Below are 24,393 nucleotides of genomic sequence, written 5' to 3' on the forward strand. Positions count from 1 at the left end.
GAGATGAAAATGAAACGTGCACTTGTTGTTGAAGGTGGCGCTATGCGCGGAGTTTTTGCAGCAGGCGTGTTAGACAAATTCATGGAGCATGACTACCATTCGTTCGACTTCGCGATTGGTGTTTCAGCTGGCGCAACTAATCTTTCAACCTACGTATCGAAAATGCATGGGCTTAGTAAAACCATCATCACGCAATACGCCACAAAGAGGGAGTTTTTTAGCCCGCTTCGTTTCATAAAAGGTGGGCACATGACAGATGTTCATTGGCTATGGCATCACTCTAAACAGTCCATGAATATTCCTGCACCAGGTGAAAAAAGCAGCATGCCACTGTATGTTGGGATTACTAATGCAGAGTCAGGTGAATGTGAATATATACAAGCCACCAAAGATAATGTTGATGATTTAATGGTAGCTTCCTGTGCGTTGCCAACTGCATACCGAGACGAAATTTCAATAAATGGTACGCGATACTTGGACGGGGGAGTGGCAGATGCAATACCTGCTATCCAAGCATACAAAATGGGTGCGAAGGATATCACGGTTATTCTTTCTCAACCGTTAGGTTTTACAAAACCAGAAGTAAAGTCTGTTTGGCTAATGCAAAAGATGTATGGCAACCAGCCTGCGCTACTCGATAAGATGTTGCAGCGTGCAGCCATTTATAACGAAACGTTAGCTTTTCTCAATAATCCACCCGACGACTGCACAATCCGTGTGATAGCGCCTGATGAAGCTTTTTGCGTTAAGCGTTTAACTATGGATAAGAAGAAGTTATTGCGAGGCTACGGTCAAGGGCGGCGCATGGCAAGACGCTACCTTAAACATTGCTATGAGAATTCAGTGGAAAGACAGCGCAAAAGCGCATAGCAACCCTACCAGACTGATTTCTTCTTTCTGTACAAAGCCTGTATGCAAATCGCAACAAAAGGCTTATAGAGCTTGGTTTTTTTTCCAAGCTTTTTTTTATCTCCAATAAAACTCTAATTTTCAGTATTTTAGCCTGTTTCAATTTGGCAACAGTTTAAACTTAAGTTACTAATTCTTACTTCTAGTACCAGTCTTACACATCGTGAATTGTTGAATTTAGCAACGCTATTTCCCTTACATCGCTTATAACTAGCGCTGTTGTCTTCCCGTTTGAACATAAGTTTCCATTTTTCCTATTTTAGTAACATTTTGAAAAAAGTGAATTTTATCGAGTTTATGAATCATTCTTATGTAAACTTTGCAGGTAATGTGCAATATTTTCATCAAACTGGTCTGCATCTTGCTGAACAGGTGGCAATAAACGCTGTTTTTTTAAACGATGCGAAGATTTTAGATGGTTCATTTATCTCAACATTAAATCCTTCTTAAAAAAGGGATTGAGTAAATAGACCAAACTGTCACACGTTATTAAAATATAGAAATTATAATCGACCACGCTTTGCAATATCACGTGCTTCTCGATAACAAGAGGAGACCAATGCTCATTGGCAGAAATGCTCATTGGCATAGTTGAATCGCGAGTTTTGTGTCTACCGCTATTTAGATAAATTTAATCATACTTAAGGTTAGTTTACGCTAACCTGTCTAGATGCGTGAGAAAGAACGTGGCAATATCAAATGCTGAATAAAAAATAAAATAAATACAAACGTGCAAATTGCGAATCAGAAAATGTCAATTGGGTTAATAAACCCGAAAAATCCCGTAAATGTTGCTTCTATACTGCGAGCTGCAGGTTGTTATGGTGTGGCCAGCGTTTTTTATACTGGTCAGCGCTATCGATTTGCTAAAGATTTTAATGCGGATACGAAAGCGTTTCATAAAGTCATTCCGACCATTGGGGTCGACGACTTAAAAGAAGTAGTGCCTGAAGGTGCGTCAGTCGTAGCGGTTGAACTGGTAGAGGGTGCTACACCACTACCTTTGTTTGAGCACCCGAGCAATGCGTTTTACTTGCTAGGTCCTGAAGATGGCAGTATCGGCGAAGACGTTTTGTCTTGGTGCGATCATGTTGTCTACGTTCCTACTTTTTCATGCATGAATTTAGCGGCCACAGCAAATGTGTTGCTGTATGACCGTCTGTCAAAGTCTGATTATGTAAGTGGGGATGCACTTATCAGACAAAGTAGAGATACGAATAACAAATCTAAGATTAAATAGTAATTAAATAACTAAGGCTGTCGTTGCGAACAGGAAGTTACCCACAAGCCTAATAATAAATTAAATCAGGGGAGCTTTGCGTTGAAGATGAGAACAATGAGCGCAGTTCGAGCGTTTAATGGCGCCGTGTCTAACAAACTGAGTCGACTACCACAAACATTTTCTAGGGTACTCCCTAGTCGTTTCTCACTCGAAGAGAGTATTTCTAATTTCTTCTTTAGTCGTTACGAACTTGTGATTGCTAACGAAGAAAGTGAAAAGCAGGTGAGTTATAAAACGCGACACAAAGTGTATTGTGAAGAAATGAACTTCGAGCAGAAAAATGCCACTGCATTAGAAAAAGATAAGTTTGATGACCGCGCGATCAATTGCTACATCAAGCATTTGCCAACAGGAGAGTGTGCAGGCACGATAAGGTTGGTCTTGCCGACGGAAGATGGCTTGGCACTTCCATTGGAAGAAAAATTTGCTGAAGCCTTTGAGAAAAATGAACTACTTCCTTCCAGTTGTGACCCTGCTAGCGTTTGTGAAATCTCACGATTAGCAATACCAAGGGAATTCAGGGTTCGTCAAATGCGCTCAAAAATTCTTCCCGCTGAAAAGCTTGAAAAGGTAAAGCAAAAAAAGAATCTAACGTTCAATGTTGAGCACTTTCCATACCTTTCAATTGCGCTTTATTTAATGGCAACGAGTATCTGCCAGCATTTAAATGTAAAACATGCCTACGTTTTAATGGAACCTAAGTTAGCGAGAAGAATGAAGGCTTTTGGTATTCATTTTAATTCAGTTGGCGAAGCAATAGAGTTCAATGGTAAGCGTGTACCCTATAGAGTCTCACCGACTGTTTTGGCAACAGAATTAGCAAAACCATTAAAAGGTTTTCACAGAAAGATTCACTCAGAACTAAATAGCGCGTTACAAGCTATTGGCGATGTGGCCGTTACCACCATTGAGCATACTCGAAAGCCTCTTCGCATAGCTCATGCAGCATGACACCATGCTATCTGGAATACTAAGCCGCCTCGTCAGGCGGTTTTTTTATGTTTGAATACGTATGCATGTTTTTTAACATCCAGTTAACGCGTATCCTGTTGGCATAATTTACGTTTATCACAATGATTACCATGCCAAATTTCCAATTTCGTTTTTGTCTTAAACCCTTGTCAATTGCTATGCTGTCAATTGGATTAACAGCGTGTACAGGGCCGACCTCTCCAGTGAATAATCAAAAACCGGTGATCAAAGACGCTAGCCTGAAACCATCTGGTCAAAGCGGCGAAAGTTCGACGCTAAACGATTCGGCTGAAAGGCAAGGTAAACCTGTTGTTTATCAAGTTTTTACTCGCTTGTTTGGAAACACGAATACAAATAACCAGCCATGGGGCACAATTGAGCACAATGGGGTAGGTAAGTTTAGTGATTTTACTCCCGAAGCGCTAAAGGCCATAAAATCTTTGGGAACCAGTCATATCTGGTATACCGGTGTGCCGCACCATGCGGTGATTAATGACTACACTGATTTTGGTATTTCAAACGACGACCCAGATGTAGTGAAAGGCAGAGCGGGCTCTCCCTACGCGGTTAAAGATTACTACAACGTTAATCCAGACCTAGCCGATGATCCAGCCAAGCGTTTAGAAGAATTTGAAGCGCTAATTGCCAGGACTCACGCAGCGGGAATGAAGGTTATTATCGATATCGTGCCTAATCATGTCGCCCGTGATTACCATTCACTTTCTGCACCTGAAGGTGTAAGTGATTTCGGCGCGCACGACGACACGTCTGTTGAATACGCCCGTGATAACAACTTTTACTATGTAGTAGGTGAAGCGTTTCAAGTGCCCACAGCTGATAACTATCAACCTCTAGGTGGTGAAAAGCATCCACTATCTGACGGTAAGTTCGAAGAGTTTCCTGCAAAATGGACAGGCAACGGTGCTAGAGCTTCGAAACCGGATATAAACGACTGGTATGAGACCGTAAAAGTGAACTATGGCGTGAAGCCTGACGGCACTTACGACTTTCCAGTTCTACCTGAAGAGTACAGTGATAAGTCTTTTGAAGAACATGCCGCATTTTGGCAAGGAAAAGACGTACCAGATTCGTGGTATAAATTCAGAGATATTGCACATTATTGGATAGATAAAGGTGTCGACGGTTTCCGCTACGATATGGCCGAAATGGTGCCTGTTGAGTTTTGGTCGTTTCTAAATAGCAGTATTAAACAAAAGGCACCTAATGCGTTCTTGCTAGCGGAAGTTTATCAACCAGATAAGTATCGCGAGTATATCCATCAAGGCAAAATGGACTACCTTTACGACAAGGTGGGTTTCTACGACACATTAAAAACGATTATGCAGGGGAGTGGAGAAGTAAGCAAACTGGTTACTATTCATGATGAAATCAATGATATCGCCCCGCATATGCTTCATTTTTTAGAAAATCACGACGAACAACGTATAGCCAGCCCCGACTTTGCCGGTAGTGCCGAGAAAGGTAAACCCGCGCTCGCAGTGAGTGCGCTTATTAGCAGTTCGCCTATGCTGTTGTACTTTGGTCAAGATGTGGGTGAAGACGGTAGCGAAGAGACAGGTTTTGGAGATCCAACACGTACGTCAATTTTCGATTATGTAGGTGTTCCTGCCCATCAGCGTTTTATGAACGACGGTAAGTTTGATGCAGGGAAATCTACCGAAGATGAAAAAGCACTTCACCAATTTTACCAAGACGTGATGGCTATTGCTGCCACAAACCCTGCAGTTACAGGTGAATATCAAAGCCTGCACGCGCTCAATCTTGATGTGAAAGATTCAGCCTATACTGAGCAGCAATTTGCTTTTGTGCGCGCGCAAGGTGAGCACGGATTTGTGGTTGTGGCTAATTTTAACGATAAGCCTACAGGTGCAATGAAGCTTGTTGTTCCTTCAAATGTTTTAGGTAAAGATAGCGATCGGATCACGCTAGCGCCTATGCTTTCTCATGAAGGCATAACACTAGAAAAAGCGGGCATTAACTACAACGCTTCGTTCTCATTGGAAGGGCTTGAGACTAAAGTATTCGCCTTCTAATTAGGTTTTATCACATGCTGCTGCGTTAACGCGAAACACCATGTTTTTTTACATGGTGTTTCGTGAATACGTATGCAGAGCATTGGTCAGATCGGACGGGCAAGGTAGTATCTCATCACCATCTTGTACTTAACGTATTTTTAACATGGGGTTGATGTGCCAAAACGTAATCGTGTAACTAATGACAGTGGTCATAAAAAAATCCAAAAGCGCGCAATTCCGCTTCTCCTCAGCTGTATCACTACATTTCCTTTGTTCTCAGTTCAATCATCTGCAAACAGTGGCATTGATGTTTACCCGCCGAATTGGTGGGTTGGTATGCAAAACAGTAATGTAGAACTGATGCTTTATGGTGATGATGTTGCCGATGACACTGTTTCAATAGCGAAAGGCGATGTAAGCGTTAAGCATAGCCAAGCCCTTGATAGTGAAAACTATCTATTCGTAACGCTAGACACGTCGAATGTTAGTGCCCAGGAACTCGTTATCAGGCTTACTGACAGCGATGGTACGACCCGTGATTTAACTTACACGTTAGAAAAAAGAGCACAAGGCTCAGCGTCGCGCGAAGGCTTTGGGCCTCAAGATGCTATTTATCTTATTGCCCCCGACAGATATGCCAATGGTAATGTGGAAAATGATAATGTTAAGGGTTATGGCGATCCCGCAGACCGTTCATTCAAAGGTGGTCGCCACGGTGGTGACATTCAAGGTATTGTTGATAACCTCAACTACATTCAGGATATGGGCTTTACTCAAATATGGACAATGCCCATGCTCGAAAATGCCATGGATAAATACAGTTATCATGGCTATTCCACCACGGATTACTACAAAATAGACCCTAGATTTGGTTCCAATGACGATTTTATTGCGTTAAGTACTGAAGCTAAATCAAAGGGTCTTGGCATTATAATGGATATGGTACTTAACCATATAGGCAGTAATCATTTATGGATGAAAGATACGCCGTCACACGACTGGATCAATAACAACGGTAAATTTGTAGGGACAACCCACAAGCGTGAAGCTCTTCACGATCCTCACGCCATAGCAAGCGATATAAAAGGGTTTAGCGATGGTTGGTTTGTTCCAACCATGCCGGACTTAAATCAGCGCAATCCGCATTTAGCGAACTACCTTATTCAAAACGCGATTTGGTGGGTTGAAAGCGCTGGGCTAAGTGGAATACGAGTGGATACGTACTCCTATCCTGATAAGGCGTTTTTGAGCCAATGGACAAACCGCATAATGGACGAGTACCCGAATTTCAATATAGTAGGGGAAGAGTGGTCAGTTAACCCCGCAATCACGGCATATTGGCAGGCGGGTAGCCACCGCCACGATGATTACGATAGCGCTCTACCATCGGTTATGGATTTCCCGCTTCAAGCCGCAGTCGTTGAAGCGTTGAGCAATGACGAAAGCTGGAATTCTGGCTTCATCTCTGTATACGAAACCTTAGCTACTGACTTTTTGTATGGCGACCCGAATAATTTGGTCATCTTTCCTGATAACCACGATATGAGCCGCATTTTTACTCAGCTCGGTCATGATAAAGACAAATGGAATATGGCGATGACGCTATTGCTCACTACGCGCGGTATTCCACAAGTTTTTTACGGTACAGAAATTTTAATGGGTAACGAAGGCAGTGAAGACCACGGTATTATTCGTTCTGACTTTCCTGGCGGGTGGCCTTCGGACAATGACAAAAACGCTTTTACCGGGCACGGTTTAACGGATGATGAGCGTTGGGCACAGCAGCGTGTGAAGGGCTTACTTCAACTGCGTAAATCACACCCTTTGCAGTTTAAAGGCCTGTTGAAGCATTTTGCACCGGAGAATGGGGTTTATACCTATATTCGAGAGGCAAATGTCGATTCAGCCAGTGGTGCAGATAAATCAAATACTAATCAGTCTGATAAAATATTGGTCATCTTAAATAAAAAGCCAGTGGACCTGCCTCTAAATAAGTATGCAGAGGTGCTAAGCACACACCAGACGTTAACACGAGTTAGCGATGGGATATCTTTTAAGACGACGGATACCTTAAGCTTACCAGCAATGTCTGCTAGTGTTTTCATTGTGCAGTAATCGTATTAACTATAGTAAAACAATAAATAGAGCAAAGTATGCAAGCAACTCAACCACGCCTTTCTTTCTGGCAAATATGGAACGTCAGCTTTGGCTTTCTAGGTGTTCAATTCGGTTTTGCACTGCAAAACGCAAACGTAAGTCGGATCCTTTCAGACTTAGGGGCAGACCTTCACTCGCTATCACTATTTTGGCTCGTCGCGCCAATCATGGGGTTAATCGTTCAACCAATTGTTGGCTCAGCATCTGATAGAACGTGGAATCGATTAGGTCGACGCCGCCCGTTCATTCTTGCTGGTGCAATCGCCGCAGTATTGGGTATGATTTTACTGCCGAATGCGCCGATATTTGTTGCCTTCTTGGCACCTATGGTAATGGGCGCGTTAATGGTTGCACTTATGGACGCGTCGTTTAACGTATGTTTTCAGCCGTTTCGCTCATTGGTGTCAGACATGGTACCGCCGTCACAACGCAATGTTGGCTATTCGATTCAGTCGTTACTGATTAATATAGGCGCAGTTATCGGCTCAATACTGCCATTTGTACTTACCAATGTTATTGGCCTTGAAAATACGGCACAAATGGGTGAGGTTGCACCTTCTGTTGTTTGGGCTTTCTACATTGGCGCTACAGTACTGCTTGGTACGGTCATTTGGACGGTAGTTCGTACCAAAGAATACGCACCAGATGAATACAACCGCTATAAAGGGCTTACCGAAGAGCAGCCTGCAACTGAAAAAGCGCCTAAAGCACCGCTAGGACAACGCTTAAGTGAGTTTTTCACGTTAGTAAAAGATATGCCAAAGACAATGAAACAACTTGCTGTCGTGCAGTTTTTCTCGTGGTTTGCGCTCTTCATTATGTGGGTATATACCACACCTGCTATTACGCAACATATATGGAATGTAGATAAGCAGTGGTTTGACCCAGCTTATATTGCTGCAGCCCCGATGGTGCCTGAAACCATCATCATGGCCAAGGGAGCTGCTGGTGATTGGGTAGGGATTCTATTTGCTGCGTATTCGGTATTTGCTGCTATTTTTTCTATTTTCTTGGCAAAACTTGCTGACAAGTTTGGTCGCAAAACGGTTTACGCTTCGTCTTTAGCGCTAGGTGGCCTGAGCTACGTAAGCTTCTTGTTATTCCAAGACCTGACGATGATCAACGTAAACTTACTGATTACTGAAGTAACAGTACCTTTGGGCGCAGTGAAGCTGTTAATCCCTATGGTAGGCGTAGGTATTGCGTGGGCTGCTATTCTTGCTATGCCTTACGCTATGTTAGCTGGTGCGTTACCTGCAAATAAAACGGGTGTTTATATGGGTATCTTTAACTTTACCGTAGCCGCCCCTCAAATTGTATCGGGCTTAACTGCTGGCTGGATTCTAAGTTCTGTTTTCGACAACGACGCAAAGTACATTATCGTTGTTGCCGGAGTTTCTATGTTAATTGGTGCGGTTTCAGTTTTCTTCGTGAACGAGGCCGATAAGCAAGAAATTGAAGAAGCGCAGGGAGCTTAATATGTCATTTAATCGTACAACAATCGCATTAACGTTAGCTGGTTTATTTTGCTCAGCCTGCTCGAGTACATCTGTTCCTTCATCTAACGATATACAAGAAAACAGCCACGCTATCGTGGGTACCACTACGCCATTTGCTAGCGAAGCGGTGTACTTTGTTGTAACAGATCGTTTTGTAGACGGCGACCCTTCGAACAATCATGAAGAGCAGGGAGGAGATCACCCTACGTGGCAACTGCCCTTAGAAGGTCCTGAAGGTAAGAAAGCCTATGTGGGTTACATGGGCGGTGATTTACAGGGTATCTTAAACAACGCCGATTATATTAAAGAAATGGGGTTTACAGCAGTATGGATGACGCCTGTCCACGATAACCCGGACTATGCGTTTAATGGCGATGAACCCATTACTTATGGCGGTGCCTTTAAAGACGGTGGTAAAACGGGTTATCACGGCTATTGGGCAACTAATTTCTATAAAGCTGACGAGCATCTGGTTAGCGCCAATTTAAGCGTTAGTGACTATACGGCGAAAATGCGACAGCATGGCCTTAAGTCCGTGTTTGATATTGTGGCAAATCATGGCACACCAAGCTTCACCATGGAAAAGGACTTACCCGGCTACGGGGAAATATATGACAGCGATGGAAATCTGGTTGCTGATCATCAAAACTTGGCGCCTGAAGAGCTTGACCCTGAAAACAACCCGCTTCATAGCTTTTTTCACAACTATCCAGATTTAGTAAAGCTTTCTAATCTAGATGACGAAAACCCCGCCGTACGCGATTATCTCATCAACAGCTATTTGTATTGGATTTCTCAAGGTGCTGATGCATTTAGAATAGATACAATCAGGCATGTGCCTCATGCGTTTTGGCGTGAAGCGTCAGATCGTATACGCGAGCAAAACCCTGACTTTTTTATGTTTGGCGAAGCATTTGACTATGAGGCGAACAACATTGCCCAACATACGTTACCGAAAAATGGGGGCGTCAGTGTATTAGACTTTCCTATGCAAAAGGCCATGGTGAGTGTATTTGAAAAGCCGTTAGAGAGTGATTTTGCTGACTTAGAAACGGTGCTTCATCTTACGCACGGGCCATATAACAATCCATATGAATTAACTACGTTCTACGATAACCACGATATGGCGCGCATTAATGCCACTGATGAAGGCTTTATTAATGCGCATAACTGGTTGTTTACAGTAAGAGGCATTCCGGTTGTATACATGGGATCTGAAATTGGCTTCATGCGCGGTACGGCGGAACATGCTGGCAATCGTAACTATGTTGGTCAAGAGCGCCTAGACCAAGCCAAGACACATCCTATTCAACAGGCGCTTACAAAGATTGCCAATGTGCGTAAAAACACGGTAGCACTGCAGCGCGGTGTTCAAGTCAACGTTGAACTTGACGGTCATCAAGCGGCGTTTTATCGCGTTGTTGATACTGCAGAAACACAGCAGACTGCACTTGTATTGCTTAATAAGGGTAATGCCGCACAATCTTTTGAGGTTAGTGACTTTATGCAATCGGGCGACTGGACGGAACAATTATCTGGAGAAACGCAAACGGTAGAACTCGGTGATGCGTTAACCGCAACGGTTAAGCCCAATGGCGTTCAGGTATGGGTGCGCGAAGGTCAAGTAAGTAACAGCGCATTACTTGCTCAAATTAAGCATCAGTTGGCCCGCCAATAAAACGTGTTTAGCGCACAATAAAAAAGCCCCGTGGTTGTTTAACGCCCGGGGCTTTTTGTTAATCAGTGATTGCTTAATTTCTAGCGTGTAATTTGCACACGCTTACTCACTGCCACATGACTGCCTAATAATAATATCCGCAGGCATTAAATAATCCTGAACGTCTTCGTTGTTAATGGCTTTTAATAAGGTGTTTACCAATAACTCTCCCGCCAGTTTGGTATTTTGCTGAACAGTGGTGAGCGAAGGCGTGGTGTAGGCTGAAACCGCAATATTGTCATAGCCAACCACGGCTACATCATCAGGCACATTCACTTTTGCCTGGCGCAGCGCTCTAAGCACGCCCATTGCAATAAGGTCTGATGCGCAGACAATTGCTTGGGGAAGTTCGCCACTTTGCAGCAATGATTTCACCGCTTCTGACCCCGCGTCCTCAGTCGAAATAGCATTGCGTTGAACACTTGACTGATCGAGCCCATGAGAATGAAGTGTTTCAAAATAACCGTTAAAACGCGCTTTGAATTCAGGGGCGTGATCGCCGTTGTCGCCAATAAACGCAAAGGAAGTTTTACCCAAGCCAATTAAATGTGACGTTATGCTTTGGCCACCTTGATAGTTATCACAACCGATACTAACCCCTGGGTGTGCTTCATCTGGCGCACCCCAACGAACAAAGTGGGTGCCCTGCGATTCAAGTTGCGCGACTTTGTTTTGGTAATCAGTATAGTCGCCATATCCTAATAGAATAATGCCGTCAGCCTTATTTGAGTCTTCATATTCTGCGTGCCAGTCATCATCTAAATTTTGGAAGGACACAAGCAGATCATAGTTTGCTTGCGCACACGCGCGAGTAATACTGCCGAGCATCGCTAGGAAGAACGGATTAATCATCGAATCATCGGACGTAGGATCTTCAAACAAGAGTAGGGCAATTGTGCTGCTCTTTTGCTTTCTCAAGTTACTTGCGTTTTTATCCACTTTGTAATTGAGTTCCCGGGCAATACGCTGAACGCGATCTCTAGTTTCTTGATTAACTAGCGGGCTATTATTTAACGCTCGCGAAACCGTCGACTGCGAAACACCTGCCAAGTGGGCAATGTCAAAAGAGGTTGCTTTTTCTTTCATAAACACCATGATTTGCTGCTACGACCTTGTTGTCGCGAATTTAGATTACCATATTTTTATAATGACGCGCGCATTTTGAGACGCAGTCGCTCAAATGCCACGCAAAGTTACGATTTCGTCAGTGCTTATTTATATTTTGGAAGTCATAACGGCATTTAGTTTTAGAAGGTATTTGCAGATCGCTCTTAATTCAATCACTTGTCAGGCTTCTTTGAATAAAACATGGTTGAAGTAATTGCGAGAGTGTTATACTCAGCGAGATTTTGAAATATTACGTGCATAAGGGGAACAAGCGAATGGCCGAGACTGAACACCGTCCGACCAATTTTATCCGTCAGATTATTGATAAAGACCTGTCTAGTGGTCTACATGACGCAATTAAAACACGGTTTCCACCAGAGCCGAATGGCTTCTTACACATTGGCCACGCCAAGTCTATCTGCTTGAATTTTGGTATTGCTCAAGACTACACAGGTACGTGCAATTTACGCTTTGACGATACCAACCCTGCAAAAGAAGACATTACCTTCGTTAATTCAATTAAGGAAGATGTGCAATGGCTTGGATTTACGTGGGACGGAGAAGCGCGCTATTCATCGAATTACTTTGACCAACTACACGCATACGCCGTTGAACTTATTGAAAAAGGCTTAGCCTATGTAGATTTTTCAGCGCAAGACGTTATGCGCGAAATGCGTGGCACCCTTAAAGAGCCTGGTCAAAATAGCCCTTATCGCGATACAGACGTTGAAACTAACCTCAGTGAGTTTGCCAAAATGACGGCAGGCGAATATAAAGAAGGTGAGTGTAGTCTGCGTGCGAAAATTGATATGGCATCGCCATTTATGTGCATGCGTGACCCGGTAATTTATCGCGTTAAGCATGCTCACCATCATCAAACTGGTGATAAGTGGTGCGTGTATCCAATGTACGATTTTACACATTGTATCTCAGACGCCATTGAGGGAATAACGCACTCCCTGTGTACGCTAGAGTTCCAGGATAACCGTCGTCTTTATGATTGGGTTATCGAAAACATTTCTATCGACTGCACGCCAAGACAGTATGAGTTCTCACGTCTTAATCTAGAATATACGGTATTAAGCAAGCGTCGTCTTATTCAGTTAGTCGACGAAAACCATGTACATGGCTGGGACGACCCACGCATGCCTACCATTGCAGGTTTACGCCGTCGCGGCTACACACCGGGTTCAATCGTTGAGTTTTGTAAACGCATTGGTGTGACTAAGATGGACAACATGGTTGAAATGTCCATGCTAGAAGCGTGCATACGCGACGACCTAAATGCAAATGCTCCTCGCGCAATGGCCGTATTAGATCCAATAAAGCTCGTTATCGAAAATTATGAGGAAGGCCAGACAGAAACGCTTGTTGCGCCCAATCATCCTAACGATGAAAGTATGGGTACGCGTAACATCGGCTTCAGTCGCGAAGTGTATATAGAAGCAGAAGACTTCCGAGAGTCGGCGAACAAGAAGTTTAAGCGCTTAGTGCTTGATAAAGAAGTTCGTCTTCGCAACGCCTACGTGGTTAAAGCTAATCGCGTGGAAAAAGATGAAAATGGTAATGTCACTACCGTTTACTGCACGTATGACCCTGATACGCTTGGTAAAGATCCGGCTGATGGCCGCAAAGTTAAAGGTGTTATTCATTGGGTGGACGCAGCTACGGCACAGGCAGCGGAGTTTAGGCTTTACGACCGCTTGTTTAACGTGCCTAACCCAGCTGCGGAAGAGAACTTTACCGATGCGATTAACCCTGACTCGTTGGAAGTAAAACACGGTTGGGTAGAAGCCGGATTGGCAGACAATGTTCCTGAAGTAGGAGCATGGCAGTTTGAACGCACTGGCTACTTCTGTGTAGATAAAGACAGCACAGACGACAAGCCGGTCTTTAACCGCACTGTAGGTCTAAGAGATACATGGGCCAAAATGGGCGAGTAGGCACTGGCCTTTAGCCATTTATGCGCTGTAAATAAAAAACCGCTTAAGTGCTGCTTAAGCGGTTTTTTTGTTTAATGGAACATTGCTTTCGTTAATTACTTTGGTTGGCAATCAAGTGACTGTCCGGTTGTTTCCTTACTGTCTTCGCCCATAAGATAAAGATACGTAGGCATAATATCTTCAGGTGTTTTTAGTGTATCAGGGTTTTCTGCTGGAAACGCTTGAGCGCGCATTTGTGTGCGGGTACCACCTGGATTAATACAGTTAAAGCGCAGTGACTTATTTCGATATTCATCAGCAAGGGTTTGCATAACGCCTTCTGTTGCGAATTTTGATACGGCGTACGTTCCCCAAAATGCGCGACCTTTTCTGCCTACGCTAGAGGTGGTGAAAATTACCGATGCACTTTCTGCCTTCTCTAAAGCGGGAATAAGCGCTTGTGTCATGAAGACCATGCCATTTAGGTTAATTTGCATCACGTCTTGCCATTCTTGCGCATCAATATCTTTAAATGCACTTAGGTGGCCTAAAATACTCGCATTGTGAAGAACACCATCTAATCGGCCAAACTGGTCAATAATGGTTTGCGTCATTTGCTGATAATGAGAGGGCGTTGCGCCTTTGATATCTAAAGGAACAATGGCGGGTTCTTGACCACCTGCTGCGACAATGTCGTCGTACACAGCTTCAAGTTTAGACACAGTGCGGCCTAATAAAATACAAATAGCGCCATGTGCAGCATACGTTTTTGCGGCTTGTGCACCAATTCCATCGCCAGCCCCGGTGATAAGAATAACTTTATCGCGCAATAAATCCGCTGGTGCGTTGTAATCGTTCATCATTTTCCTTCAAAAGGTTCATTTATATCGCAATGATTGGGGCCTGTAGACCCAATTAAGAATCAAACCCCAGATCATACTCAGCCTGACTCACAAGTAAAACAATGAATGAAAATTTCTTCAAACGTAAAAAAAGTTAACAAAAGTAGTTAACAAAACTTTGCAAAGTTGCAACAAAGTCAATAAGATTGAGGAAGATACAACTGGTCTAACATGTTTAAAACTATCATCTACGCCTGTAAAGACAGGGTAGACCAAGCTACTTTTAATAGAGTTAAGTTTTAGACACAGAATAACAACAATGCTTGTAGGGAGTAGAGATGAGAAAACTCGTATTAAGTTCCAGTGTGGCCCTTGCGCTGGGTCTAGCAGGCTGTGGTGGCTCCGATGAAACCCTTTCCGACATTCAGGCCGAAACAGAAGTCCAAACACCATTTTCACGAATCGTTTTTGACCCAGCTAATGGGAACTTGAACATTCCAAACGACCTTCTGATGCTTCCAGGCGATGATGGTTTCTTTGATTACACACTGAATATTCCGGTCGATGACCCTACAGACTTTGCTGACCCGCAAAATGCACTCAACGTGTTAGACGGTTGGTCAACTCAACACCCGTTTGTAATTAATGTAGAAACACCTGCTGGCGCATCGCTTGATGCAAGTACATTATCTTCTGGCGTATTGCTTTTTGAAGCAACGTTAGGTCTTGATCAAAGTGATCCTGACTGTGCGCAGGTTACAACACCTTCTGCGGGTTGTAAGCTTGGCGATCAACTTACCTTTGGTGTTGATTACGTACTCAGCCTTGCTGATAGCAACACAATCACTTTTGTCCCTCTTAAGCCGCTAAAAGCAGCTCAGGGCTACATGTTAGTAATGACCACTGATTTGAAAGACTCTTCTGGCAAATCGGTTCAGGGTTCAACTACGTGGGACTCAGTAAGACAAGACATCGACACTAATCCTCTATCAAGTGCAGCACAGCTTCAATTACAAGGCTTAGTTAATTCGTTAGTTAATCCAGTGCTTGGTGCGGGTTTCGATCGTGAAGACATTACTTACGTGTCAGCTTTCACCACACAGTCTATTGCCAACTCGCTTGATACCATCAAGAAGGTCATGATTAGCCGTTTTGCACAACTGGCTGCTGGCGGTGACCCGTCCGCTCCAACTGCACTACCTGCAATCACGGTAAGCGATGTATCTGCAGCGCCTAATGCCATGGAAGCACTTGGTCTTGTAAACGCTACTGTTGTAGCTGGCGCAGTAGAGCAGGGTAAACAAGGTCTACCAGATAACATTCAAGCAGCGATTGACGCTACTGATTTCAGCTTGTTAGAAACTTGTGCAGGACTTGCGGGTACGGCGTCTGGTCAACTTTCTGCTCAATGGGGTGCGCTGAACGAATTTGCTGTTGGTGTTTCTACGGGCATTTTAGCGCAAGCCGGTCCTTTCTGTGCAGCTCAACGTTATGAAGGTAATATTGCGTTGCCTTATTTCTTGGGTGTTCCAAGTGCAGAGAACCCACTTGCTCCAGTAAATGATTTCTGGAAGGCAGCTTGTGACAGCGGAATTGTTTTAGCTGGTGCTCCTCAAGAATTACTTGCAGACGCAGAGCCAGGTCCTAATGCAGCAATGTGTTCTTCACTAGGCCTTGCTGACGTTCGTATTAACGGCGAAATGTTAGATAGCGCAAGAAACATTACTAAATTCAACCCATATCCACAGCCTACTGGCGGAAACATGGGTACAGAAACGTTAGACGTTCAGGTTACTATTCCTGACCCAGCAATTGCAGGTGCTTTAGGTTTTCCTATCAGCATGCCTGAAGCCGGTTGGCCAGTGGTTATTCTAGCGCACGGCATTACCAGCCAAAAAGAAGATATGCTTGCCATCACAGGTACTCTGTCTCTAGCAGGTATTGCTTCAGTAGCAATCGACCAACCATTACACGGTAGCCGCGGTTTTGACCTTAATGGCGACGGTACAGATGAACTGAACGCGACTACGGTAAGCGCAACTCACTATATGAACCTTGCCAGCTTGCCTACGGCTCGGGACAATCTACGCCAAAGCGTGTCAGATTTACTTGGTCTACGTTTAGGACTAAACGCAGTTGTCGATACCACAGCAGCGCAAAATGTTAAGTTTGATATGTCACGTGTATCGATTATGGGTGTGTCTCTAGGCGCTATCACTGGTGGTAATTTTGCTTCAGTGGCAAACACGTCGATGGGCGGAGATTTAGCAGCACTTGATGGCATGTTTGCTGTCAAGCAAGCTTCTCTTGAGTCTCCAGGGGGCGGTGTTGCTCAGTTCCTAATTGAGTCAGCCGCGTTTGGTCCTCTTATCAAAGGTCTGTTACTGTCTCAGGCTTCTGAAGAGTTTGTTGCCTTGCTAAATCAACTGTATGAAACCACTGATGTGAGCGAAGAACAACTTCGCGCAGCGGTAGCGATTTTCGAAGAAAATCTTACTGCTGAGCAGGCTGCCCAAGTAAATGCAGTATTTGCAGAGTTTGCTTTTGCTGCGCAAACGGTAATGGATGCTGGTGACCCTACTAACTACGCTCAGACACTGGGTAGCAATACGCCAGTTCATATGATGACCGTAGTGGGTGATGGCAGCGACGCGAACCTTCCGGATCAAGTTATTCCAATTTCAACAGCGTTACCATTGTCAGGTCAGCTTCCTCTGGCAGCGACCATTGGCTTAGAGCAAGTGACAACCACGCAAGGTCCTGGTACAGATCCAATTAGCGGAATTGTACAGTTCAATAGTGGTGCTCATGCTTCTAGCTTAAGCCCTGCGGCGAGCGCAGCGGTAACAACGGAAATGCAAAAAGAAGTGGCGGGTTATATTGCGTCTGACGCACTTGTACTGCCAATTTCTGATGAAAGTGTTGTAGCGAACTAACCAAGGGTAGTTTGCTCCAATGGGCAGCGTTACAACTGCTTACATTTTATAGAAAGAAAGCCGGCGTTATTGCCGGCTTTTTTGTAGAAAAATTATAATGTTGTTTGAATGTTTTCATTTGTTAATGTAGTGTGAATTCAGGTCGGATCAGTTTTACTTATGCTGTAATTAACACCGCTTTGAAGACGCGTGCGGTAAGAGTGGTTGACCTTTTTCATTTATCATTAGGGAACATTTGAGATGATTGACAACACCTTTAACGCTAAACGGACGCTTATTGCGTTATCACTCACTGCACTTCTCGGTGCGTGCGGCGATAACGATAACGACTTTTCTAATGTAGAACAACCAGCGCCCACAACGCCTACGACACCCGAACCAACACCAGCACCAATTCCAGCATTTTCTCCTGACGGTACACTGTCCGCGGATGTTACCTGGACCACCTATGGCGTTCCGCATGTGAAAGCCGATAACCTAGAAAGTATGGCTTACGGTGTGGGTTATGCGTTTGCACGCGATAACCTTTGCGTACTGGCCGACCAGATTGTTAAGTATAACTCTGAGAGAGCTAAGTATTTTGGTCCAGATACTGTACCTGGTAGCGGTGATTCAGAGCACCTTATTAACGATTTCGGTTTTCTTACTCTAGGTATTAGAGAGTTAGCAGAAGAGAACTTACCTCGGTTGTCTGCTAATTCACGTGCAATGTTTCAAGGCTACACTGCTGGATACAACCGGTACTTAGCTGAAACTCCTGTAGAAGAACAAGATCAAAGCTGTGCTGGCCAACCATGGGTCACTGAAATTGATAGTGTGGATCTATTAACGTACTCATTAGGCGTGGCGCTATTACCTGGGGCCGCTAATTTCTTAGGACCTATGTTTATTGCAGCGCCTGAAGGTGAGAGTTATCTACCTACTCCAGCTGCGTCCTCAAGTGACGTTGCTTCTACCTTTAAGATTTCACCAACGGTAGGTCTGCCTGAAAAAAATCCTCAAGAAATGGGCTCTAATGGTTGGGGGTTAGGCAGCGATAAAACGACCAATGGCAAAGGTATGGTTTTAGGCAATCCGCATTTTCCTCACACAGGAAACCTACGCTTTTGGAATTTCCATGCTCAAGTACCCGGACACTTGAATGTAACAGGTGGCTCGTTGATGGGATTGCCTGGTGCGGTAAATATTGGATTTAACGAAAACGTTGCATGGACACACACCTTCTCGACGGCTGAACATTTTGTTGTGTATCAGCTGACCCTCGACGAAAATGATGAATCTGGCCTTACCCATATGGTTGATGGCAACAGACGCACCATCTATGAAAAGCCACTTCAAATTGATGTCGCAGTGGGTGGAGGGCAAACCATTAAGCTTAATAAGACCGCGTATTACACCAACTACGGTCCAATGATTGAAGTGCCTGGTAACTTTGATTGGAATGGTAGTAATGCCTTTGCCATCAAAGACGCAAACCTGCCTAACTTCGATATTGTAGACCATTGGCTTGCCATGAATATGGCGACATCCATGGACGAGTTTAAGCAGGCGTTTAAAGATTACGACGGTGTTATTTTCAATAATACAATGGCTGCCTCTGATGATGGTCAAGTCTTCTACATTGATGATTCAACCGTGCCGAATCTAACCGAAACCGCAATTGAGCAACTAACTACAAACCCGTTACTTATTCAAACTAAAGCAGCTGCTGGCTTTACCGTATTACCGGGTAACATTTCGCAGTTTGATTTCGAAGGACCCGTTCCATACGAAGAAGCACCTAAGTACGAGGGCACGGATTCAGTTCAAAACTCGAACGACAGCTATTGGTTAACGAATTTAAACTCACCAATTGTTGTAAGCAATCCGCTATTTGGTAGCGTGGAATATCAACAAACACTACGCTCAAGAATGGGTCAACAGTTTATTGAAAACGAAGCGGGAAGTGACGGAACCTTTACGCCAGACGAAGTGGAAGGCTTACTGTTTAATAACAGAAGTTATTTAGCAGAGAATATTTTGCCTTCATTGCTTTCGCTATGCGCCGCGCAAGGTTCAACACCTGTAGATGTAGACGGAATTAGCGTTGATGTTTCACAAGCCTGTGCTGCGTTGGAGGATTGGGATGGCACCATGAACCTTACAAGTACTGGTGCACACGTGTTTAGAGAGTTTGCATTCCAGTTTAACCAAGCGCCACAGTGGGAGACGCCGTTTTCACTAGAATCACCAGTCACTACGCCTTCTGGCTTGATGCAAAATGACGTTACTCTTGAACAATTGGCAAGAGCAACTCAAGTGATTGAGCAAGCTGGTGTCCCATTTGACGCGCCGCTAGGGGACGTTCAGTTTGTTGAGCGAAGCCTGCCAGATGGCACGGCGTCTGGTATCAAACTACCATGGGCTGGTGCACACAATATTGAAGGTGGCTTTAACGTGTTTGACGTTATAAGCAACAGGAACGGTACGTTGCTTCCACGTCATAACTACGAGCCTGTGAATAGTAACACCATAATGAGTGCAGAAGCTGAGGGCTACCATATTAACTATGGCACCAGTTGGGCTATGGTTATTAACTTCACTGATGAAGGCCCAGAGGGACGGGGTATTCTGACCTACTCACAATCTCGCAAGTATGGCAGTGAACATTTCTTAGACCAAACTCAGCTTTATTCTACGCAGCCTACGCTAAGAGATATCTTCTTTACTGACGAGGAGATAGAGGCTAACAAGATAGAGCAAGTTACCCTATCGTCAGAATAAGATGAGACTGGTATTATAACGTAATTAGCAAAGCGGCGTTGCTTTTCACAAAGCAAGGCCGCTATTTACGTTGTGGGTAAACAACGACGCTTACCCGTTTATTTTACTAGGAGTAAAGTTTGGAGTTTTTGTACGAGTACGGTTTGTTTGTTGCCAAGGCAGTAACGCTAGTTATCGCTTTTATTGTGGTTGTATCTACCATTGTTGGCTTAGCGAGTAAGCAAAAGCATGGGAAAGGGCAACTTGAAATCGTGTCTATTTCTGAGCAGTTGAAAGACATTACAAATTACGCGAAACAGGTTCTGTTAGATAAAAATGCGTTAAAGAAATTAGCCAAGGAACAGAAAAAAGAAGCGAAAGCTAAAAATAAAGCAAAAAACAAAGCCAAAATCACAGAACAGGGCGAAGAGTCTGAGAAGTCCCGTCTTTATGTCATCGACTTTAAAGGTTCGATGGACGCCAATGAAGTGGAACACTTACGAGAAGAAATTACCGCTATCTTATGTGTAGCGAATAAAGAAGACGAAGTCTTGGTTCGACTTGAAAGTGGTGGGGGGGTTGTACACGGCTATGGACTTGCAGCGTCTCAACTTCAGCGTATCAAGGAAAAGGGTCTTAAACTAACGATTGCGGTAGATAAAGTGGCGGCAAGCGGTGGTTACATGATGGCTTGTGTTGCAGACAAATTACTGGCGTCACAATTTGCTTACATTGGCAGCATAGGCGTTTTAGCTCAGTTGCCTAATTTCAATAAACTATTGAAGAAAAATGATATTGAGTTTGAACAACACACCGCTGGTGAATTCAAGCGTACTCTAACCGTATTTGGTGAGAACAACGATGAAGGCCGCGCGAAATTTAAAGAAGAAATTGAAGAGATTCATGTATTGTTCAAAGACTTCGTTCAAAGCCAGCGTCCAGATATGGACATTGATAAAGTCGCCACAGGCGAGTATTGGCCAGGTATTAAAGCTAAGTCGCTTGGCTTAATTGACGACATCACAACCTCAGATGACTATATTCTTTCTCATTATCCCGCACGCGAAATATTTAGTGTTAAGTATGCTGTGAAGAAAAATGTAGCAGAGAAACTGGGGATGTCTGCAGCAAATGTTGTTGAGCGCGTGTTTATGAAATCAATGAGCAAAGCGCGTCACTGGTTTTAATAGCGACAATTTGTCTGTGTTGATAATTCAGGACCGATAAAACGATTGTTAACACAGACATACGTTAAATTTTATAACCTATAAAAAGATAATAAAAAGAATATGGCACGGCATACTAAAACCGATATATTAGATGCGGCAGAATACTTATTTTCTCAAAGCGGGTTTACTCAAACATCCATGCGCGAGATTACTGCCAGAGCAGAAGTGAATTTGGCGTCGGTGAACTATCACTTCGGTAGTAAGAAGAATTTAATTCAAGCCGTGTTTAAAAGATACTTTGATCACCTAATGCCGCAGGTAGAGTCTTGCTTGGCGTCTTTGACACCTATGGAAGGTGCGAAGGGCGTTGAGCAACTCTTGTATTCGTTGATCCCTCCTATGCTTAACCTCAACACCATTTCAGAGCAAGGTACTTCTACGTTTGTTAAGTTGCTAGGACGAGGCTACAACGAAACTCAGGGGCATTTGCGTAAGTTCTTAATGAATGATTACGGTGATTGTATCCGTGCACTTGTCGACGCTATAAGGCGTTGTCTTCCTGATCTACCTGAGGAAGAACTATTCTGGCGTTTGCATTTTGCGATGGGAAGTTTTGTATTTTCAATGGCGTCGAGCCAAGCGCTAACAGAAATAGCTGAGTCTGACTTTCACAAGCATGTGGATATAAAAGAAGTTATCCAGCACCTAGTTCCATTCGTAGCCCAAGGGCTAGCAGGCAAATAATTCAAGCGCGCTCGTTAAATACTCAGTTGAGAAAGAGTGGTAAGCTATTATTATTTCATAATAAATAGTGAAGGGGTCACATAACATAAGTGCCTCAACGACACTTACGGTATGCGACATTTATTGCGTTTTTACACCAGTAGCTAAACTAGATATTAAATCAGGTTATGCAAAATTATCGAGGAAGGGTTGCGCCAGGCGCCTCTGCATTGAGCTTTTCTGCCCAGAAATCCTTTACCGAAAATCCTGACTTTTTGGATGAAGGTGCCTTTTTCTTCGCTGGTTTCGCTGCGGCTTTTGCCTCTTTCTTTGGCGCTTTTTTCTCTTCGCTTTCACTCGTGGCGTCAGAAGAGCCAGAAGCTAACGACGCTGTCATTTCTTGAAGCTGTGCTAAACGGACGTTCTTACCGCCATCTACACTGTACCAACCACTTTTGCTCTCAATAGACGGTGCTTTGCCGTTCGCCTTTTTATAAGCTTCGGTAAATGCTGCTATCACTTCGTCTTTGTCTAAGTTTGCCATGCTTTTTTGCTCTTTATTTTGTTAAGATGACGAACGCTATGCGACGTATGTAATTGCTATAACGCTAAGAAAAACTCGCCCAGCGTAACGACCAAGCCAGCAAGTGTCGCAAAACTAAAATTGGATCTACTCACCACTCATAATTGTCTAATTACAGGTATAATGCTAAACGTTCGCGTCTTTTTATAACGTTTTTTGAACAATTTGTCTAACTTTCAACCGGAGGACTTGTGTCTATTACCCGCCTAGAACTACAAAATTATCTTGATGGAATGTTAAGGGTTAGCGAGATCAGTGATTATTGCCCCAATGGATTACAGGTAGAGGGCGCAAGTAAAATTGAGAAGATAGTTACCGGTGTAACTGCGTCACAAGCACTCGTTGATGCCGCCATAGAAGCTAAGGCAGATGCGCTAATTGTTCACCATGGTTATTTTTGGAAAGGTGAGTCACAAGTGATTGCGGGCATGAAAAAGCGCCGCCTTCAAGCGCTACTGTTAAATGATATCAATTTGTTTGCTTATCACCTTCCACTGGATGTACACCCTGAATTTGGCAACAACCGACAACTTGCATCGCTATTAGGCATTCAAAATATAAGTGCAGTGAGCGGTGTGAAGCCTGTTGGCGTTGTTATGCACGGAAATTTTGAAGAAGAAATTGAAGGGTCAGCGTTACAGGTTAAATTACAGAAGTTGCTAGGGAGAGACGTGCTGATTGAGGGGCCTGTATCAAAACCTATATCGAAGCTTGCTTGGTGCACGGGAGGTGGACAAGGGTTCATCGAACAAGCGGTTGAACTGGGCGTCGATGCATTTATTACCGGAGAAGTGTCTGAACAAACTGTACACACGGCAAGGGAAATGGGGATAACTTTTTTTGCTGCTGGTCATCATGCTACTGAACGCTACGGTGTGAAATCCTTAGGAGAGCACATTGGGCAGCAATTCGACGTGCCTGTCGAGTTTATTGATATTGACAATCCTGCTTAGCGATGACTGTAGTATATGAATAACGATCGTATCTTCGATGGTATTGCAGAAAAATTCTCAAGCAATATATATGGCACTACTAAGGGAAAGCTCAGGCACACCTTATTATGTGATGTCCTCGAGCCTTATTTAACCACGCCTGTTCGCGCTATTGAAATAGGCGGGGGGACAGGTGTAATGACAGCGCATATTGCTTCTAAAGGGCATTCTGTTGTGTTAACTGACGCGTCGAAGGATGTACTTCAACAAGCTGAGACACTGCTTGCAGATGCACCAAATATTACAATTAGGCATCAATATTTGCAGCAGATTGAGGATTTAGACAGTTTTGATTTAGTGATTTGCCATGCGGTTTTAGAGTGGCTGGATGCGCCCTTTGATGCTATCGATCTTATGTATAAGAACATGAAGCCAGGGTCCCGTTTAAGCCTAAGCTTTTTCAACCAAGATGCGAATTTGTTTGCCAATGCTATCTACGGAAACTTTGATTACATCGCGAAAGGGATGAAAGTTAAAAAGCAAGTTAGACTGAATCCAAAACAGCCGTTAAGTGCAACCCGCGTGGTTGAACATTGTGAATCATTGGGTTTCAAAATTATCGAAAAAGCAGGCATTCGTTGTTTCCATGATTACATGCGAGATATAACCCATCAAAGCAGCAAATTTGATGACTTACTTGCGCTAGAGCGGCAGTATCATAGGCAAGCGCCTTACCTTTGGTTAGGAAAATATTTTCAGCTGATTCTAGAAAAAGAGAAATAGAAAAAGCCAGTAAAAAAGAGTTTGTTGGGATATTTACGTGGCGGACTACATAGGGTTAAGAGCGCGCTAATACGTAGATAGT

At 43.8% G+C, this 24,393-nt stretch carries 17 protein-coding genes; 14 read left to right on the forward strand and 3 right to left on the reverse strand.

The genetic code is table 11. From position 1 onward, the window contains the following. Positions 1-9: 9 nt before the first annotated feature. The 7 genes from AWH61_RS06940 to AWH61_RS06970 all read left to right on the forward strand — a co-directional run bounded on the left by AWH61_RS06940 (position 10) and on the right by AWH61_RS06970 (position 10,533). On the forward strand, positions 10-870 hold the full coding sequence (locus tag AWH61_RS06940) for a patatin-like phospholipase family protein (RefSeq protein WP_014949455.1): 861 nt from the start codon (positions 10-12) through the stop codon (positions 868-870). Between the two features lie 790 nt (positions 871-1,660). Continuing rightward, the gene (locus AWH61_RS06945) at positions 1,661-2,149 is read left to right on the forward strand and encodes an RNA methyltransferase (RefSeq protein WP_207198495.1); all 489 of its coding nucleotides are present in this window, start codon (positions 1,661-1,663) and stop codon (positions 2,147-2,149) included. A gap of 96 nt (positions 2,150-2,245) precedes the next feature. Beyond that, positions 2,246-3,142, forward strand: coding sequence for a PEP-CTERM/exosortase system-associated acyltransferase (locus AWH61_RS06950; protein WP_075176572.1), 897 nt, complete (start codon positions 2,246-2,248; stop codon positions 3,140-3,142). Positions 3,143-3,264: 122 nt separating this feature from the next. Further along, positions 3,265-5,217: an alpha-amylase family protein gene (locus AWH61_RS06955; protein ID WP_075176573.1), complete on the forward strand. Its 1,953-nt coding sequence runs from the start codon at positions 3,265-3,267 to the stop codon at positions 5,215-5,217. Between the two features lie 156 nt (positions 5,218-5,373). After that, positions 5,374-7,314: a glycoside hydrolase family 13 protein gene (locus AWH61_RS06960; RefSeq protein ID WP_075176574.1), complete on the forward strand. Its 1,941-nt coding sequence runs from the start codon at positions 5,374-5,376 to the stop codon at positions 7,312-7,314. 38 nt (positions 7,315-7,352) lie between these two features. Further along, the gene (locus AWH61_RS06965; protein ID WP_049588619.1) at positions 7,353-8,834 is read left to right on the forward strand and encodes an MFS transporter; all 1,482 of its coding nucleotides are present in this window, start codon (positions 7,353-7,355) and stop codon (positions 8,832-8,834) included. 1 nt (position 8,835) lies between these two features. Then, complete coding sequence (locus tag AWH61_RS06970; protein WP_075176575.1) at positions 8,836-10,533, forward strand: alpha-amylase family glycosyl hydrolase; 1,698 nt, start codon at positions 8,836-8,838, stop codon at positions 10,531-10,533. 102 nt (positions 10,534-10,635) lie between these two features. Here the strand turns inward: AWH61_RS06970 and AWH61_RS06975 are convergent, their stop codons facing one another. Continuing rightward, positions 10,636-11,658 (reverse strand): LacI family DNA-binding transcriptional regulator, encoded by a 1,023-nt coding sequence (locus AWH61_RS06975; RefSeq protein WP_039227862.1) that lies wholly within the window; start codon positions 11,656-11,658, stop codon positions 10,636-10,638. Between the two features lie 296 nt (positions 11,659-11,954). Between AWH61_RS06975 and glnS the strand changes: the two genes are divergently transcribed. Then, positions 11,955-13,622 (forward strand): glutamine--tRNA ligase, encoded by a 1,668-nt coding sequence (glnS, locus tag AWH61_RS06980; RefSeq protein WP_039227768.1) that lies wholly within the window; start codon positions 11,955-11,957, stop codon positions 13,620-13,622. Between the two features lie 95 nt (positions 13,623-13,717). On the opposite strand, the gene AWH61_RS06985 is transcribed toward glnS, so the two are convergent. Beyond that, positions 13,718-14,461, reverse strand: coding sequence for a YciK family oxidoreductase (locus AWH61_RS06985; protein WP_014949464.1), 744 nt, complete (start codon positions 14,459-14,461; stop codon positions 13,718-13,720). 320 nt (positions 14,462-14,781) lie between these two features. On the opposite strand from AWH61_RS06985, the gene AWH61_RS06990 reads away from it, so the two are divergent. The 4 genes from AWH61_RS06990 to AWH61_RS07005 all read left to right on the forward strand — a co-directional run bounded on the left by AWH61_RS06990 (position 14,782) and on the right by AWH61_RS07005 (position 22,034). Continuing rightward, positions 14,782-17,379 (forward strand): VolA/Pla-1 family phospholipase, encoded by a 2,598-nt coding sequence (locus AWH61_RS06990; protein WP_014949465.1) that lies wholly within the window; start codon positions 14,782-14,784, stop codon positions 17,377-17,379. Between the two features lie 240 nt (positions 17,380-17,619). Continuing rightward, the gene (locus AWH61_RS06995; RefSeq protein ID WP_075176576.1) at positions 17,620-20,142 is read left to right on the forward strand and encodes an acylase; all 2,523 of its coding nucleotides are present in this window, start codon (positions 17,620-17,622) and stop codon (positions 20,140-20,142) included. Positions 20,143-20,261: 119 nt separating this feature from the next. After that, positions 20,262-21,308 carry a protease SohB gene (sohB, locus tag AWH61_RS07000; RefSeq protein ID WP_039227763.1) on the forward strand — a complete coding sequence of 349 codons (1,047 nt, stop codon included), beginning with the start codon at positions 20,262-20,264 and terminating at the stop codon, positions 21,306-21,308. Between the two features lie 102 nt (positions 21,309-21,410). Further along, the gene (locus tag AWH61_RS07005; RefSeq protein WP_014949468.1) at positions 21,411-22,034 is read left to right on the forward strand and encodes a TetR/AcrR family transcriptional regulator; all 624 of its coding nucleotides are present in this window, start codon (positions 21,411-21,413) and stop codon (positions 22,032-22,034) included. A 175-nt stretch (positions 22,035-22,209) separates the two neighbouring features. Here the strand turns inward: AWH61_RS07005 and AWH61_RS07010 are convergent, their stop codons facing one another. Beyond that, on the reverse strand, positions 22,210-22,557 hold the full coding sequence (locus tag AWH61_RS07010) for a hypothetical protein (RefSeq protein WP_075176577.1): 348 nt from the start codon (positions 22,555-22,557) through the stop codon (positions 22,210-22,212). Between the two features lie 230 nt (positions 22,558-22,787). Between AWH61_RS07010 and AWH61_RS07015 the strand changes: the two genes are divergently transcribed. Next, positions 22,788-23,549, forward strand: a complete 762-nt coding sequence (locus AWH61_RS07015) for a Nif3-like dinuclear metal center hexameric protein (RefSeq protein WP_075176578.1) — start codon at positions 22,788-22,790, stop codon at positions 23,547-23,549. A 15-nt stretch (positions 23,550-23,564) separates the two neighbouring features. Then, the gene (locus AWH61_RS07020) at positions 23,565-24,311 is read left to right on the forward strand and encodes a methyltransferase (RefSeq protein WP_075176579.1); all 747 of its coding nucleotides are present in this window, start codon (positions 23,565-23,567) and stop codon (positions 24,309-24,311) included. Positions 24,312-24,393: the final 82 nt, after the last annotated feature.

This window comes from Alteromonas sp. W12 (assembly GCF_001924945.1).
GTDB classification, from domain to species: domain Bacteria; phylum Pseudomonadota; class Gammaproteobacteria; order Enterobacterales; family Alteromonadaceae; genus Alteromonas; species Alteromonas macleodii.

Bases quoted from the DNA above. Each gene is read 5' to 3' on its own strand.
- AWH61_RS06940 (WP_014949455.1), top strand. From the start codon at position 10: ATGAAACGTGCACTTGTTGTTGAAGGTGGCGCTATGCGCGGAGTTTTT.
- AWH61_RS06945 (WP_207198495.1), top strand. From the start codon at position 1,661: ATGTCAATTGGGTTAATAAACCCGAAAAATCCCGTAAATGTTGCTTCT.
- AWH61_RS06950 (WP_075176572.1), top strand. From the start codon at position 2,246: ATGAGCGCAGTTCGAGCGTTTAATGGCGCCGTGTCTAACAAACTGAGT.
- AWH61_RS06955 (WP_075176573.1), top strand. From the start codon at position 3,265: ATGATTACCATGCCAAATTTCCAATTTCGTTTTTGTCTTAAACCCTTG.
- AWH61_RS06965 (WP_049588619.1), top strand. From the start codon at position 7,353: ATGCAAGCAACTCAACCACGCCTTTCTTTCTGGCAAATATGGAACGTC.
- AWH61_RS06970 (WP_075176575.1), top strand. From the start codon at position 8,836: ATGTCATTTAATCGTACAACAATCGCATTAACGTTAGCTGGTTTATTT.
- AWH61_RS06975 (WP_039227862.1), bottom strand. From the start codon at position 11,658: ATGAAAGAAAAAGCAACCTCTTTTGACATTGCCCACTTGGCAGGTGTT.
- glnS (WP_039227768.1), top strand. From the start codon at position 11,955: ATGGCCGAGACTGAACACCGTCCGACCAATTTTATCCGTCAGATTATT.
- AWH61_RS06985 (WP_014949464.1), bottom strand. From the start codon at position 14,461: ATGAACGATTACAACGCACCAGCGGATTTATTGCGCGATAAAGTTATT.
- AWH61_RS06990 (WP_014949465.1), top strand. From the start codon at position 14,782: ATGAGAAAACTCGTATTAAGTTCCAGTGTGGCCCTTGCGCTGGGTCTA.
- AWH61_RS06995 (WP_075176576.1), top strand. From the start codon at position 17,620: ATGATTGACAACACCTTTAACGCTAAACGGACGCTTATTGCGTTATCA.
- AWH61_RS07005 (WP_014949468.1), top strand. From the start codon at position 21,411: ATGGCACGGCATACTAAAACCGATATATTAGATGCGGCAGAATACTTA.
- AWH61_RS07010 (WP_075176577.1), bottom strand. From the start codon at position 22,557: ATGGCAAACTTAGACAAAGACGAAGTGATAGCAGCATTTACCGAAGCT.
- AWH61_RS07020 (WP_075176579.1), top strand. From the start codon at position 23,565: ATGAATAACGATCGTATCTTCGATGGTATTGCAGAAAAATTCTCAAGC.